We start from the raw sequence: 15,083 nt of genomic DNA, 5'->3' as shown, positions 1-15,083 counted from the left end.
ATGGATCCGTCGAGAAGCGAAAAATTTACTCGGGGATGACCATTTCGGGCTTATCCAGCTCCTCGATGTTGACGTCTTTGTACGTGATCACGCGCACGTAGCGCACGAAACGCACGGCGCGGTACATGTCCCACACCCAGGCGTCGGACATACGGACTTCGTAGTAGACATCCTTGCCCTCGGTGTGCGGGATGAGCTCCACGGCGTTGGCGAGGTAGAAGCGGCGGTCGGTCTCGACGACGTAGGAGAACTGGCTCACGACATCGCGGTATTCGCGGTAGAGGGACAGTTCAACCTCAGCCTCGTAATTGTCCAGGTCCTCAGCGCTCATCGTGTGTGCTCCTCATGTACATCTCGTGGGCTGCAGCAACGTTGGCATAAGTGTAGCGATGCTCGGCACTCGCGCCGTGGCGGCGCACCGCGTCCATGTGGGCGCGCGTCGAATAGCCCTTGTGCTTCTCGACGCCGTACCCCGGGTACTCCTCCCCCATCTGTGTGACCAACCGGTCGCGGCTGACTTTGGCCAGCACACTGGCGGCGGCGATGCAACGGGCGGTGTAGTCCCCACCGATGACGGGCAGTTGCGGAGATGTGAGACCGGGGACGCGGAAAGCGTCGACGAGCACGTAGCCTGGGTCGGTGCCGAGCGCGGCGACTGCGCGGCGTGCGCCGTCGAGGTTGGCGTTCTGGATGCCGCGGCAATCGATCTCCGCCGCGGGGATGTGCACGACCGCTTGGGCGAGCGCCGTATCGACGATCGCCCCGTACAGCTCCTCGCGCCGTTTCGCCGTGAGCTTCTTGGAGTCCGTCAGGCCGTCGAGCGCCGCGAGGGGCTGCGGCGGGAGCACGCACGCCGCGATGGTGATGGGGCCGAAACACGCTCCGCGCCCCGCCTCGTCGATGCCCGCGACGGGGCCGAATCCCGCCTTGTCCAGCGCTACCTCGTAGGTGCGCAGCTGCTTCAACGTGCGCATGTGCACAGCGCGGGCAGCTACTGCTGCTGCAGTTCGACGTCGCCGTCCTTCACCGGTCCAATGCGGGTCAACGGCAAAATAATGAAGGAGACTTTGCCGCGGACGTTGTCCACCGGGATCGTGCCCTGGAACTCGTCGCCCATGTGGTAGCGCGAATCGGCAGAATTCGTGCGGTTGTCGCCCATGACGAAGATGTTGCCGTCCGGCACCGTGACAGGACCGAAGAATGCGCCGCCGCACTCGGCGGAACCGTCCTCACCCACGACCGGGTTGGCCGGCGGGTCGAGGACGTAGGACTGGTCGATCGGCTTGCCGTCCACCATCACAGCCGGGTCGCCGGCCTGGCACGACACGGTCTGGCCGCCGGTGGCCACCACCCGTTTGACCAGATCGTTCTCGTCCGGGGCGACGAGCCCCACGTACGAACCGAGCTGCTGCAGCCCCGCAACGAGGGGGTTATCGGAACGGTTGGAGACATAGTTGGTGTTCCAGGACGGAGCGCCCTCGAAGACCACCACATCGCCCGGCTCCGGGTCAGAGAAGTAGTAGCTGACCTTCTGCACGAAGATGCGGTCGCCGTTGCAGCCGTCGCAGCCGTGCAGCGTCGGCTCCATCGACGCCGACGGGATCAGGTAGACGCGGCCGACGAACGTCTGCAGCACGAAGATCAAGGCCAACGTCAGCACGATCACCAGGGGGATCTCGATGTACCACGGTGTGGCGTTGTCCTCATCGTCGCGGCGTCGGCGGGCTGGACGGGGCCGGGGGCGCGGTTGCGAATATTCTGTCACGGCGAATCACCTTATCAGCGTGAAAACGAAACGCCCCCTCCCGCTCGCCTAGAAAAGGCTGTCAACGGGGAGGGGGCGTGGAGTACCGCTGTTTAGCGGCGCTCCTTGATGCGGGCTGCCTTACCGCGCAGGTCGCGCATGTAGTACAGCTTCGCACGGCGGACGCGGCCGCGGCGCAGGACCTCGATGTGGTCGATGTTCGGGGAGTGCACCGGGAAGGTGCGCTCAACGCCGATACCGAAGGAGATCTTGCGGACGGTGAAGGTCTCGCGGATGCCGGAGCCCTGACGACGGACGACGAAGCCCTCGAAGAGCTGGGTACGGGTGACGTTGCCCTCGATAACCTTGACGTGGACGCCGAGGGTGTCACCGGGGCGGAAAGCCGGGATGTCGTCGCGCAGCTGGCCTGCGTCGACCTTATCGATAATGCCGTTGGACATGGCAGTATTCCTTTTCAGATTTGGACAGAGGACCCTAGCGGCGGCACCGTTTCGGCGCACGCTCAACTGGTTCATGTCGGCTACATGACCCAGACATTCTTGCATACAGGCCGGTAGCTTCCCAAATCCGCTTATCGACGCCCCGCCAGCGCCGTCGTTCCCTGCCAGTACTCGACCTGCGGTAGCGCGTTGACCACAGCAGCTGTGGCCCGCGCGGGCTCTAAGACGGTGCGCCCCTTGACCACGACACGGTAAACGGGATCCAGCAACGGGCCTTCCTCGGCAGCCAAGTACTGGTTCACCAATGAGTTATCTGGGTGGCAGCGGTCGTCGATGGGGGCGACATCGATAAGCTCCGCAATAAAGCCTGCGCGCCTGAGCTTTTTGGCGACCTTGTTCTGCGCCTTCTCCCACGCGGTGGCGTTCATGATGACGTGGAGATCGGTGGTGGCGTCGCGCGCATCGAGCGTGAACAGGTCGTCCTTATCGAGCGTCCCTTCCGCCCGCGCTTTGGCGATGAGCTCTGGGCGCACGCGACGGGTCCGCTCGAGCGACTGGTCGCGGCGCCACCGCGCGATCTTCCCGTGATCACCCGAGAGCAGGACCTCCGGCGCATCGATGCCGCGCCAGTGACGCGGCTTCGTGAACGACGGACCCTCGAGCAGACCGTCGGAAAAACTGTCCTCCTCGTGGCTCTCTGTGTTGCCTAGAACCCCGGGGATGAGACGCGTGACGGCCTCGGCGATGACGAGCACCGCGACCTCTCCCCCGATGAGCACGTAGTCCCCGATGGAGACCTCCCGCACCCGGTACGTCTTCTCCGCGTCCTCGAAGACACGCTGGTCGATGCCCTCGTATCGGCCGCACGCGAAGACAATGTGCTCTTCCCGCGACCAAGCCTGCGCGTCGGCCTGCGTGAACGGTTGTCCGGCTGGGGTCGGGACGAGCAACAAGGGTTTGTCCACTTCGCCAGCGGTATCGGCTGCATACGGGCGCGGCGCAACACGTGCGACCTCGTCGTGGCGCCGCTTGTCGTTGCGGTGGGCGGCGGCGGTGTCGAGTTCGGTGCCTGTGCGGCCGGCGGCGACGTCGTCCAGTGCTCTCCCCCACACCTCGGGCAGCATCACCATGCCCGGTCCCCCGCCGAGCGGCGGCGCGTCGACGGACTTGTGGTTTCCCATCGCCCAGTCGCGCAGGTCGTGCACGCCGACCGAGAGAATCTTCTGCTCGATCGCTTTGCCGAGCAGCGCGTGGCGCAGCGGGTCCAAGTACTCCGGGAAGATCGTGACGATGTCGAGCCTCATCGCGCTCACAGTTCCAGCAGCCCTTCCGGCGGGGTGATCACCAGGTATCCCTCGTCCAAGTCGATCTCCGGCACGATATCCATGACGAACGGGATCAGGACCTCCTTGCCGTTGTAGTCCACCTCGAGCAGCTTCCGGTTCGGCATGGTGGTCACACCGGTGACATCGCCGGCGTGGGAGCCATCGATAAGCACGCGCAAGCCGATGAGCTCGTGGTCGTAGTACTCGTCTGAATCCTCGTCGCGCGCGAGCGGCTCCGCGAAGAACTGCGTGCCCCGCAACGAGTCCGCGCCCGTACGGTCGGCGACCTCCTCGAATGTGACCAGCAGGCGCTTCTGGTGCGGGCGCACCGCCGCGATGGTCAGGTCCTGCTCCTTGCCCGCCTGGCGGCCGTGCAGCACCTCGCCCACCGCGAAGAAGACGTCCTCGTCGTCCGCGAGCGGCTCCACGACGACCTCGCCGCGCACGCCGTGCGACTTCACAACCCTGCCGATCCGGATTTCCATGCAGCTCAGGCTACCAGCGCGGACGTCAGACGCCTGGGCGGCTACCCGAAGTGCGTGAATGACTGCATCCTCCCCCCGACGATCTGGCTGCCCGCAGTTTCGACCGGGTGTTCTTCGGTTGGGACTGCGGATAGCCCGCCCCCAGGGCGGAGATCACAGTTTAAAGAGACCTGCTTCCGTCATGACCTGGTCCATATCACCCGCGGCAAAGGAGGATACGGCACGCATTGCGAACTGGAGGTCGGCGAAACGGAATGAATAATTGCGGGTCACGTCGTCATCGCCGACGTAATGGGCCTCGACGATATACGGCAAGGCCTCCTCCTGGTCGACGCGGCGAATCTCGACGAAGGCGTCATCGCCGGTGACGTCGAGAATGCAGTACCGGTCACCAGCGTTGTTCAACCCGTTACTCAGGATTCTTTCGATCGCCACGGGGTGAAATCTCCCGGCAGACTCAGTGGGCCCGATCTTCAGAACCTGCAGTAGACGGCGATTTTCCTCTACCTGAATTTTGCCGGACCGCCCCCACAGGGACGGGTCCGTGATGCGTTTGAAATCTCCTGCGATGGAGAAGATCCACGAGGCATCGTCGAGGCTGATGTTGTCGCGCTCGAAGTAGGTGCCGTCCGGGTAAAGCAATGTGGTGGTGAGCTGCCCGTCTTTCTCAAAGATCATCGTCTGGTAATCAGCGCGGTGCCCGCGGGTGCCGAAGGTGCCCTCGACAAGGACGGAGAGAACGCACCCAGCGGCGACTTTCCCGATTCCCTCCATAAACGCGTTCAGTGAAGGGACTTTCCACCCGAGAAACGGCAGGCCGTTGTTGAACACCACGACTGGATCGGGTTCATGCCCTTCCTCGTACTCGCCGGAGGAGTTGTATAAGACATGGTCGCCGTGAACCACGACAGAAACGCCACTTCTTTTAGCAAGGGCGTAAAGCTGAGGTATGGCGCCGGGATTGCGCAACCGCAGTCTCGTCAGGTCTGCTGGCTCTGCAGGGCCGTCAACGAGAAAGTCAACCAGTTCACGGTTGACGCTGTCGACGAAGTCGCGCATCCGCGCTGAGGCGGGACGGTTACGGCAGGCACGGTTGTGGTGGAGAAAGCGGATCGTCGAGTTCATGAACGGGGCGCTGCGTTCAGGAAGCACCATGGCGGTGGCTTCCACCACGTCTTTATCCCAGACGAATTCGGTACGCGCCCGGGAATGATTCTGCATCATCTCTGAAACTTCGCTGCCTTGTCGGGTCACGTATGCGTAGACAAGCGCCATCAATTCATCGAGCGTGTCGAAATCTCGGCTGATACGCACACCCAAAAGGCCGGTTTCTGTGGCGTTCCATGCACCACTGGCGTCACGGCCGTATCGCAGTTCGCCCCAACTCAAGTTGTGGAGCCGCATCATGATGCCTGCGGGCAGGTCGGCGACGGCGTCGAGGCGACGCAGCGGCATGTTCTGCTGGTACGCCATCGGGCGGAGCGTGGCCTCGCCGGGCGCGGCGTCCCGCCAGTCGAGCTCGTGGATCTCCTCGCAGATGTCGGCGAACGCCAGCAGGATGGCCCGCGCCTCCTCGTAGGTGAGCACACGCAGGGTCTGGGCGGGCTTCTGCTCGCCGGATTCAGCTGGCGCGTAGCGGAGAATCAGCGTCCACTCGCCGTCAGCCTCGAGGCGCATGCTGAGCGAACCGCCGTAGGAGTCCGCATTCCCGTACGTCGTCACAATGAGGATCCACGCGCCGACAGGATCCGGTGCGCGCAAAGCGTCCTCGAAAGCAATGTCGACGGTGCGCTCCCCGACCTGGCGCCACACCGTGCCAGTCGAGCTGGTCATCTGGACCGGCACGAACGTCTCCTGGAGATCGAGGCCCGACGCGTTGACGTACAAGCCCGCATCGCCGAGAAAAACGAGGAGCTTATCGACGAACGCCAGGTGCTCAATCTGCCCGATCTGCCGGTCAGCGTTTGCCGGATCGATCTCCAGAGTGATGACTTTGTGGGCGGGGACCTCGTACCCCACGATCTGGCTCAGCTTCACGGCGGCATCCCGCATTGACGGGTCTGGGGTGTGGAGGTTGTCAAGGTCAGCGGAATAAAGGGCGTTGACCAGTTCGTGGTGCACGGCGATGACGGACGCGGGCGGTTTCAAGATGTGCAGCGTGATCGGCATGTCTATCACGGTACGTGGGCGGGACGAGGCGTGACGTCGATAAGCAAGATGCCCGCACACCTTGCGGTGTACGGGCACGAGAGCGGGGAGCTTAGTTCTCCTCAGACTCCTCAGCCTTGTCTTCCTCGGCCGGGGTGTCCTCAGCCTCAGCCTCAGCGGCCTCAGCTTCTTCCTTCGCCTTGGCCTCGGCCTCAGCCTCGGCAGCTGCTTTAGCCTCTGCCTCTTCCTTGGCCTTCTTGCGCTTCTCGGTGATGGCCTCGGCGGTCGGGCCGTTGGAAGCTTCCTCGAGGGCCTGGTTGAACAGGTCGAGCTTGGACGGCTTCTCCTCGGCGACCTTGAGGGTGCCCTCGGCGCCTTCCTCGCCCTTGTGCTTCTGCCAGTCTCCGGTCACCTTGAGCAGTGCGAGCACCGGCTCGGTCGGCTGAGCACCGACACCGAGCCAGTACTGGGCGCGCTCAGAGTCGATCTGGATAAGCGACGGCTCTTCCTTCGGGTGGTAGATGCCGATGTTCTCGATGACGCGGCCGTCACGGCGGGTGCGGGCATCGGCGACGACAACGCGGTACTGGGCGTTGCGGATCTTGCCCACGCGCTGCAGCTTGATCTTCACAGCCATGTTGAAAGTCCTTACTTGGTCACTGGGCAGTTCAGTCACCCGCCGCTTATCGACGGGCCGGTTCAACCCTTAGATTTAATCTGCGTGTGACGAGGCCGGTCGGTGGCATCCCCGCTTCCGCGAAAATGGTGCCGGTTCCGGCGCTTACGCAGTCGGTGCCGCCGCGCGCACCGCCATGCGGACGCGCTTCGACCCCGAATACACTACCCCCGCCATTAGCGGCACACCAAAACGAGGCGCGGGTTAACAGTGTTCGAGGGTATCGGCGGTAGAGTCTCCACAGGAAGAACGGGAGAAACAGACAGTCAACGCTAGCGAGTCTGTTTTTCTTTCCGCATTGTTTTCTTTCGATTCGTCCCGATTCCCCAGAGCTTACGGATTATTCACGAGATGACGACCACGGTAACCACCAAGCAGGAGAAGGCCGCAATGCCTGCGCTGAAGACTGCGTACCGCAACGACCTGGACGGTCTGCGCGGCATCGCGATCGGGTTGGTGGTGCTGTTCCATGTCTTCGTCGGGCGCGTGTCCGGCGGCGTCGATGTGTTCCTGTTGCTGTCGGGCTACTTCTTCATGGGCTCGCAGCTGCGGTACGCGATGCGGCCGAATCCATCGTTGAATCCGTGGTGGCCGTTCTGGCGCACAGCGCGCCGCCTGCTTCCTGCCCTGGCGGTGGTGCTGGCGGCGATCTACGCGGGCATCAGGTGGCTGACGCCAGAGATCATGAGCGCTGATTTGGCGAAGCAGTTCACCGCCGCGGTGCTGTACTACCAGAACTACGAGCTGGCCTCGCAGAACCTGGACTATGCAGCGGCGGGCGCGGAGACCTCTCCCCTGCAGCACCTGTGGTCGATGTCAGTGCAGGGGCAGTTCTACGTCTTCGCCATCACGTCCGGTGTGATCGTGGCGTTCCTGGCGTCGCGCGTCGGCGTGAGCAACCAGAAACTGCGCCGCGGCATCATCGGTGTGCTCGCGGTGCTCGCAGTGGCATCGTTCACGTACGCTTCGCGCTTCGGCTTGGTGGGCACGCCGCAGAACTACTACGAGTTCCCCTCGCGTTTGTGGGAGCTGGCGTTCGGTGCCCTGCTGGCGATGCTGCCGGTGACGAATCTGATCCCGGAGAAATTCCGCGGTTTCGCGGCGGGGCTCGGCGTGGCGGCGATCGCGATGACCGGCGCAATCATCACTACCTCCCTGGCATTTCCCGGCCCGGCGGCGCTGATTCCGCTGCTGGGTGCGGCGCTCGTTGTCATGGCTGGACCTGACCAACCGGTGGCGCGCGTGCTGTCGTCGGGCCCGATCCTGTGGCTGGGCAAGGTGGCGTATTCGCTGTACCTCTGGCACTGGCCGCTGCTGATTCTATTCACGGTGAAGTCGGGTCGCCCGACGCCGACGGTGGGCCTCGGCATCCTGGTCATCGCCCTGTCGCTGTGCCTGGCGCACCTGACCTACACCTTGGTCGAGGATCCGCTTCGCCAGCACGGCAAGCGCCCGAAGGCGGGTGACACGCCGGTGCGCAACGCGAAGGCGAGCTTGTCGACGCCTGAGGGGCGCGGCCGCGCCGTCGGCGGCGCCCTGATCGGTGCCCTCCTCGTCGGCTTGCTGGCTATCCAGCCGGTTTACGCGCGCCAGGTGAATGACGCCGACTTCGACCTCGCCTCCGAGAATTACCCGGGCGCCATGGCCCATTTCGGCGCGGACGTGCCCGAGGCCCCCGCGCAGCCGGATCCCAACCTGATCGCGGATATCTTCCCGCCGACGGCGGATGACAACTGCATCATCTTCATGGACCAGCCGGCCGACATGCTGCCCGGCCCCCACTGTGTGTGGGGCGACCCGGAAGCTGAGACCACCGTTGTCATCTTCGGCGGTTCCCACTCCGAACCGTGGCTGATCCCGCTGGATAAGCTCGGCCGCGAACACGGTTTCAAGGTGATGCCGATCGTGCGCCAGGCGTGCCCGCTGATCCTCGACGACTTGGACACCGTGAGCCCCGAGTGCGCGGAGTGGTCGCGCCTGGCGTTCAACCGCATCATCGAGATGCACCCGGACCTGACGCTTTCCACCGCCACCCGCCCCGAGGGCCGCGCCGGCGAGGGCAACCCCGGCCCCGACATGGTGCCCAGCTCCTACGCGACGGTGTGGGAGGAGCTCCAGGCCAACGACATTCCGTTCCTGGGCCTGCGGGATAACCCGTGGGTGTTCAGCCGCGAAGGCGACCACATGGACCCCAACGAGTGTCTGCTCGCCGGAAACGACTTCGAGGCCTGCTCCACCCTGCGCCAGACGGTCTACGGCGATGCCGATCCGTCGCAGGAATACCTCTTCCCGGAGAACAAGCAGTGGGGCTTGGACACCGCCGACTGGTACTGCGATGCAGAGCTCTGCCCGCCCATCATCGGCAACGTGTATGTCTACCGCGACCAGAACCACGTCTCCAACGCATTCGCCGCCACCACCGCCCCGCTGCTGTGGGCGAAACTCCAGGAGGTCTTCACTGCCCTGGGCATCCCTGTCGACGGGGCCTCCCCAGATCTCGACCCTGAAGACGGGGCTCCCACACTGCGGCAGGGTGAAGGTGTGGACGCAGAAGACGTCGGCAAGCCGAGCGTCGAGGCGAACCCGGACATCCTCCCCGAACTCGGTGAGCAATGAAAATCCCTCCCGCGCGGTGCGGGAGGGACAGAACTCTGAGGGCTACTTGCCCCGGCCCATGCGCTTCATGGCTTCGTTGAAGTCCAAGTTATTCAGGTCGATGCCGTCCATTCCGGGCGGGAGCTGTTCCTGCATTTTCTTCAGCTGGGCCGGATCGAGCTGATCCATGCCCGGCATCCCGGGCATTCCAGGCATTCCGCCCTTGCCCGGCATTCCCGGCATCTTCGGGCCGCCGCCCCGCTTCTTCGCGGGCTTGCGCTTGCCGTTCTTGCCCTTGCGGCCCTTCGGCTTCTTCTTCGTCGCGGAACGGCCCATGCCCGGCATCCCGCCCATCCCCGGCATGCCGGACAGGCCGAATTGGTTGGCCATTTTGCCCATCATCTTCTTCGCCTCGAAGAAGCGCTCCACGAGCTGGTTGACCTCAGCGACAGTGACGCCGGAGCCGTTGGCGATGCGCTTGCGGCGCGAAGCGTTGAGGATCTTCGGGTCCTCGCGCTCCTGCGGGGTCATGCCGCGGATGATGGCCTGGATGCGGTCGAGCTGCTTCTCATCGACCATGTCGGCCATCTCGTTCATCTGCTTGCCGCCCGGCATCATCTTCAGCAGATTCCCGATCGGGCCCATGCGGCGGATCATCAGCAGCTGGTCGAGGAAGTCCTCGAGTGTCAGCTCGCCGGAGCCGAGCTTCATGGCGGCTTCTTCCGCCTTCTGCTGGTCCATGGTCGCCTCGGCCTGCTCGATGAGGGAGAGCAGGTCGCCCATGCCGAGGATGCGGCTGGACATGCGGTCCGGGTGGAAGATGTCGAAGTCTTCGAGCTTCTCGCCGGTGGACGCGTAGAGGATCGGTTTGCCGGTGACCTCACGGATGGACAGGGCGGCACCGCCGCGCGCGTCGCCGTCGAGCTTGGTCAGCACGACACCGGTGAAATCGACACCGTCGGCGAAGGCCTGTGCGGTGGCGACGGCGTCCTGGCCGATCATGGCGTCGATGACGAAGAGGACTTCGTCCGGGTTGACGGCGTCGCGGATGTTGCGCGCCTGGGTCATCAGCGTCTCGTCGATGCCGAGACGGCCTGCGGTATCAATGATGACCACGTCGGCGTGGGTGCGGCGGGCTTCCTCGATCGAGGCTTGGGCCACCTCGACCGGGTCGCCGTGGGATGTGCCCATCTCATGTTCGCTCGAATCTAGGGAGGTGCCAGGGTCCGGCGCGAAGGTGGGAACGCCAGCCCGCTTGCCGACGATCTCCAGCTGCTGCACCGCACCCGGACGCTGCAAGTCACAGGCCACCAGCATCGGGGTGTGGCCCTGCTTGGTCAAGTGAAGGGCAAGCTTGCCCGCCAGCGTCGTCTTACCGGCACCCTGCAGGCCGGCAAGCATGATCACCGTCGGCGGGTTCTTGGCCAGATTCAGCCGGCGGGTCTCGCCGCCGAGGATGTTGGTCAGTTCCTCGTCGACGATCTTGATGACTTGCTGCGCCGGGTTCAGCGCCTCGGAGACATCGGCACCGAGCGCGCGCTCTTTGACCCGCTTGATGAAGGCGCGGACGACCGGCAGGGAGACATCTGCCTCGAGCAGGGCGATGCGGATCTCACGGGCAGTGGCGTTGATGTCCTCTTCCGTGAGCTTGCCCTTGCCGCGCAGGCCTTTGAGCGCTGATTGCAAGCGGTCGGACAATGACTCGAACACGTGTGGCACGCTCCTTGGAGAACGGTAGAGGGATAAGACAGAAACTTCCCTATACCCTAGCGCGCCGACACTCAACGCCCATAAGTGAAGGGGTTCCGGTACCGCTAATCCACGATCGCGTCCTCATCGGTTTCACCCGTGCGGACACGGATGGCGCGTTCGACCTGCGACACCCAAATCTTTCCGTCCCCGACCTCGCCAGTGTGAGCCGCACCCAAAATCGCGTCGACCGCCGCAGCCTCTTGCGCATCAGTCACCAGCACTTCGAGCTTGAGCTTGGCCACGTACGGCGATGAGTACTGTGCTCCGCGGTAAAACTCGACGCCGGCACGCTGCCTGCCCCTGCCCTGCGCTTCGGTGATCGTGATGCCCTGAATGCCGGCGTTTTCCAGCGCGACGACAACGTCTTCAAGGGTGAAAGGTTTGATGACTGCGGTGACGAGTTTCATCGTTCAATCTCCTTCTCGCGAGTGGCGACCTCTTTCTTCTGAGTTGTACCCGCTTTGCCGGAATGCGGTTCGTGGTGCTCCCGGGACTCGTTCAAACCGAGGTCCGCAGCCGGTTTATTGCCGGCGGGGAGACCTCCCGGCCGCATGCCGGGGCCGCCGAAGTCGTAGCCCGTTTCGCGGTGTATCGAGTAGTCGATTCCCTCGAATTCCTGCTGGCGGGTAATGCGCCAGCCGATAGTGTGCTTGATCGCGAGCGCGATCAGCAGCGTGATGACACCGCTAAGCAGCATGGCCACCACAGCAATGAGGGTCTGCACGACGAGAAGCTTCCACCCGTCAGCTCCACCGCCGGTGAAGATTCCGCTCTTATCGGCGAAGAACGCCACACCCACCGTGCCCCAAATACCTGCCACCAAGTGGACGCCCACGACGTCAAGCGAGTCGTCGTAATTGAAGGTGTATTTCAATCCCACACCGAAGCACGCGAAGATGCCGCCGATGAACCCCAGAACGAGAGAAGAGACAGGACTGATATCGCCCGCCGCGGGTGTGATGGCCACCAAACCGGCCACTAGACCTGAGGAAGCACCGAGCGAGGTCGCGTAACCGTCACGGAGGCGCTCAATCGCCAACCAGCCGAGCATCGCCGCGGCTGCCGCGGCGACTGTGTTCAACCATGCCAGCCCCGCAAGACCGTCAGCGGCGAAAGCCGACCCGCCGTTGAAGCCGGCCCACCCGAACCACAGCAGGGCGGCGCCGATCATGACCAACGGCAGATTGTGTGGACGGGAGTTGGAATGCGGGAATCCCTGACGGCGCCCGATAACCAGTGCCAGCACGAACGCTGCTGTGCCCGCAGAAATGTGCACCACGATGCCTCCCGCGAAATCAATGGGCACGATTGTGGCTTCACCGTTCTCGTGCCCAAATAGCAGAGCAGAAAGCGAGTTCTCGCCCTCGCCGAGGATTCCTCCTCCCCACACCATGTGGGCAAGCGGGAAGTACACGAGCGTCACCCACGCGACGACGAATGCGATCCAGGCGCCGATCTTCACGCGGCTTGCAATCGCACCCGAAATGATCGCCGCTGAAATCACGGCGAATGTCAGTTGGAAAACGATGTCGACAACATTCGCGTAGCCGTTAGCACCTTCGAGATACGATCCGTTCGCATCGACGATCGAATTGCGCAGACCGAAGAACTCGACCGGGTTGGCAAAGAGGCCGGCAACGGACTGGCTTCCGTAGGACTCCGACCACCCCCAGAGCACGTACACCACCGGCACGACTCCGAGCGCGGTGAAGGACATCATCATCATGTTGAGAACACTTCGGCGTGAAGACATTCCCCCGTAGAAAAGCGAAAGCGCCGGTGTCATGAGCAACACCAGCGCCGCTGACACAAGCATCCAGCTTGTGTTACCTGCCATAGTGGCTGTCTGTTCGGGCATCACCTTCATCACCTCACAAGATCTCTTTCGGTTATCGGTGCTGGTCTCAGCAACCGTTTAAACCGTAAACCTGCAGACCCTGCGTAAATCCGGCAAAACGCAAAAAATGCGACATAGGTCACGCCTATGCCGCATTTTAAATTCATTCGGTTGGACCTATGAGCCAGTCATAGAACCGCAACCGCAGCTAGCCGAGCAACGCGTCGACAAAGCCCTCCACCTCGAACGGAGCGAGGTCGTCCGCGCCCTCGCCGAGGCCGACGAGCTTGACCGGCACGCCAAGTTCCTCCTGGACCTGGAAGACGATGCCTCCCTTGGCGGTGCCGTCCAGCTTGGTCAGGACGACACCGGTGATCTCGACGACGTCCTTGAACACGCGCGCCTGGGTCAGGCCATTCTGGCCAACGGTGGCGTCGAGCACCAGCAGAACCTCGTCGACCTGAGACTTCTTCTCCACAACGCGCTTGACCTTGCCCAGCTGGTCCATCAGGCCGGTGGAGGTGTGCAGGCGGCCTGCGGTGTCGACGAGCACGACGTCAGCCTGCTGCTCCACACCGGTCTTGACCGCGTCGAAAGCGACGGACGCAGGGTCTGCGCCTTCCTTGCCGCGGACGGTGGAAGCGCCCACGCGGCGGCCCCACGTCTCCAGCTGGTCTGCTGCGGCTGCACGGAAAGTATCCGCTGCACCGAGCACCACGCTGTGGCCCATGGAGATGAGCACGCGCGCCAGCTTGCCGGTCGTGGTGGTCTTGCCGGTGCCGTTGACGCCGACGACGAGGATGACTGCCGGCTTGCCGTTATTCGGCATCGCCTTAATGGAGCGGTCCAGTTCCGGCTTGCCCGCCTCGATGAGGGTCTCGCGCAGCATCGCGCGCGCTTCTTCCTCGCTGGACACGCCGCGCTCGGCGATTTTCTCGCGCAGGGATTCGGTGACCTTCATAGTCAGTTCCGCGCCAAGGTCCGCCATGATCAGCGTGTCCTCGATTTCTTCCCAGGCGTCCTCGTCGAGGTCGCCTGCGGAGAGAATGCCCAGCAGACCCTGGCCGATCGCGTTCTGGGAGCGTGACAGGCGCCCGCGCAGCTTCCCGATGCGGCCCGCTGCCGGCTCAATGTCGTCCAGCTGCTCGTCGGGTACTGGCTCGGTCTCGATGACGCTGGCCTGCGTCTCTTCCGCGGCCTCGTTTGCTTCTGCGGTGCCCGCCGCCGCAGCGCCGGCACCGGCGGCAGCCGCACCAGCCGCACCGGTAGTACCAGCAGCGGCATCCGGCTTCGGTGCCGGAGTCTGTTCGCGCGCCTCTTCGGCAGCGTCAGCGGTCGTTCGTGCCGCCTCGGCCGCTTCCTTCGCTTCTGCTTCTGCTTCGGCTTCTGCCCGAGAGTCATCCGCGGCGACTTCGGGTTCGACCAAGTGGTCGGCGCCAGCAATGCCGCCGGGCTTGCCCGTTGGCTCAGCGGGGGTTTCCGGTTTAGCAGGCGGTGCAGCCTTCCCCTGATCAACCTGTGCTTCCGGGGCGGGGTCCTTCGCCGGCTCGATCTCGGCCGGATCCGGCTCAATCACTTCGGTCTCGGTCTCGCCAAGCTCGACGGGGTCGACCTCGTCTGCGGCAGTCGGTGCCGGCGCGATCTGCTCCATCTCGGTGGTGCCAGTGGTATCGGATACGTCAGAAGAATCGGAAGCATCAGCAGGCTTTGCTGCCGAAGCTGCGGCGGCACCAGCAGCTCCAGCGGCAGCGGCACCAGCGCCTGCTGCTTTAGCGGAGGTGGAGGGGGTGTCGCGCTTCAGCGGTTCGTCGACACGCACAGGCTCTTTCTCAGCCGTCGGCGCGCCGGCGGGAGCAAAATTGAACCCGCCCTTGGCCTGGTAGTTCCCGGATTTCTCCTGCTGGGTGAGTTCCTTCTGCTGCTCCGGCTCCTTCTTCTCGAAGGAGACGGTCTTGGACTTCTTACGGTTCTTACCGACGACGATGATGATGCCCAAAATGATGAGCAGCGCCACGACGACGGCGATGGTGACCCACAGTGCAGTTGAATTCATCATGTCC

Annotated in this window: 13 protein-coding genes; 1 reads left to right on the top strand and 12 read right to left on the bottom strand. The window is 63.8% G+C overall.

All coding sequences use genetic code 11. From position 1 onward, the window contains the following. Positions 1-25 precede the first annotated feature (25 nt). The 8 genes from QYR03_RS00820 to rpsP form a co-directional block, all read right to left on the bottom strand. Positions 26-331, bottom strand: coding sequence for a DUF2469 domain-containing protein (locus tag QYR03_RS00820; protein ID WP_087118156.1), 306 nt, complete (start codon positions 329-331; stop codon positions 26-28). Then, complete coding sequence (locus QYR03_RS00815; protein ID WP_301712261.1) at positions 321-974, bottom strand: ribonuclease HII; 654 nt, start codon at positions 972-974, stop codon at positions 321-323. The genes QYR03_RS00820 and QYR03_RS00815 overlap by 11 nt, the downstream gene beginning before the upstream one ends. 17 nt (positions 975-991) lie before the next feature. Next, positions 992-1,681: a signal peptidase I gene (gene lepB / locus QYR03_RS00810; RefSeq protein ID WP_301712438.1), complete on the bottom strand. Its 690-nt coding sequence runs from the start codon at positions 1,679-1,681 to the stop codon at positions 992-994. 176 nt (positions 1,682-1,857) lie between these two features. Beyond that, entirely contained in the window at positions 1,858-2,205 is a 348-nt protein-coding gene (rplS, locus tag QYR03_RS00805) for a 50S ribosomal protein L19 (RefSeq protein WP_259848720.1), read from the bottom strand. 131 nt (positions 2,206-2,336) lie between these two features. Next, positions 2,337-3,509 (bottom strand): tRNA (guanosine(37)-N1)-methyltransferase TrmD, encoded by a 1,173-nt coding sequence (trmD, locus tag QYR03_RS00800; protein ID WP_301712260.1) that lies wholly within the window; start codon positions 3,507-3,509, stop codon positions 2,337-2,339. A gap of 5 nt (positions 3,510-3,514) precedes the next feature. After that, positions 3,515-4,015, bottom strand: coding sequence for a ribosome maturation factor RimM (gene rimM / locus QYR03_RS00795; protein ID WP_301712259.1), 501 nt, complete (start codon positions 4,013-4,015; stop codon positions 3,515-3,517). Between the two features lie 153 nt (positions 4,016-4,168). Continuing rightward, the gene (locus QYR03_RS00790) at positions 4,169-6,184 is read right to left on the bottom strand and encodes a hypothetical protein (RefSeq protein WP_301712258.1); all 2,016 of its coding nucleotides are present in this window, start codon (positions 6,182-6,184) and stop codon (positions 4,169-4,171) included. Positions 6,185-6,275: 91 nt separating this feature from the next. Then, entirely contained in the window at positions 6,276-6,800 is a 525-nt protein-coding gene (gene rpsP, locus QYR03_RS00785) for a 30S ribosomal protein S16 (RefSeq protein ID WP_301712257.1), read from the bottom strand. Between the two features lie 390 nt (positions 6,801-7,190). Here rpsP and QYR03_RS00780 point away from each other — a divergent pair, with 390 nt between their 5' ends. Further along, on the top strand, positions 7,191-9,455 hold the full coding sequence (locus QYR03_RS00780; RefSeq protein ID WP_301712256.1) for an acyltransferase family protein: 2,265 nt from the start codon (positions 7,191-7,193) through the stop codon (positions 9,453-9,455). 42 nt (positions 9,456-9,497) lie between these two features. Here the strand turns inward: QYR03_RS00780 and ffh are convergent, their stop codons facing one another. From ffh to ftsY, 4 genes are all read right to left on the bottom strand, one after another. After that, entirely contained in the window at positions 9,498-11,144 is a 1,647-nt protein-coding gene (ffh, locus tag QYR03_RS00775) for a signal recognition particle protein (protein ID WP_259848732.1), read from the bottom strand. Between the two features lie 104 nt (positions 11,145-11,248). Beyond that, the gene (locus QYR03_RS00770; RefSeq protein ID WP_301712255.1) at positions 11,249-11,593 is read right to left on the bottom strand and encodes a P-II family nitrogen regulator; all 345 of its coding nucleotides are present in this window, start codon (positions 11,591-11,593) and stop codon (positions 11,249-11,251) included. After that, on the bottom strand, positions 11,590-13,023 hold the full coding sequence (locus tag QYR03_RS00765; RefSeq protein WP_301712254.1) for an ammonium transporter: 1,434 nt from the start codon (positions 13,021-13,023) through the stop codon (positions 11,590-11,592). Before QYR03_RS00765 ends, QYR03_RS00770 begins: the two co-directional genes overlap by 4 nt. 208 nt (positions 13,024-13,231) lie before the next feature. After that, positions 13,232-15,076, bottom strand: a complete 1,845-nt coding sequence (ftsY, locus tag QYR03_RS00760; protein WP_301712437.1) for a signal recognition particle-docking protein FtsY — start codon at positions 15,074-15,076, stop codon at positions 13,232-13,234. Positions 15,077-15,083: the final 7 nt, after the last annotated feature.

This window comes from Corynebacterium sp. P4-C1 (assembly GCF_030503595.1).
Classification (GTDB): domain Bacteria; phylum Actinomycetota; class Actinomycetes; order Mycobacteriales; family Mycobacteriaceae; genus Corynebacterium.
This window is presented reverse-complemented; position numbering and strand designations above follow the sequence as displayed.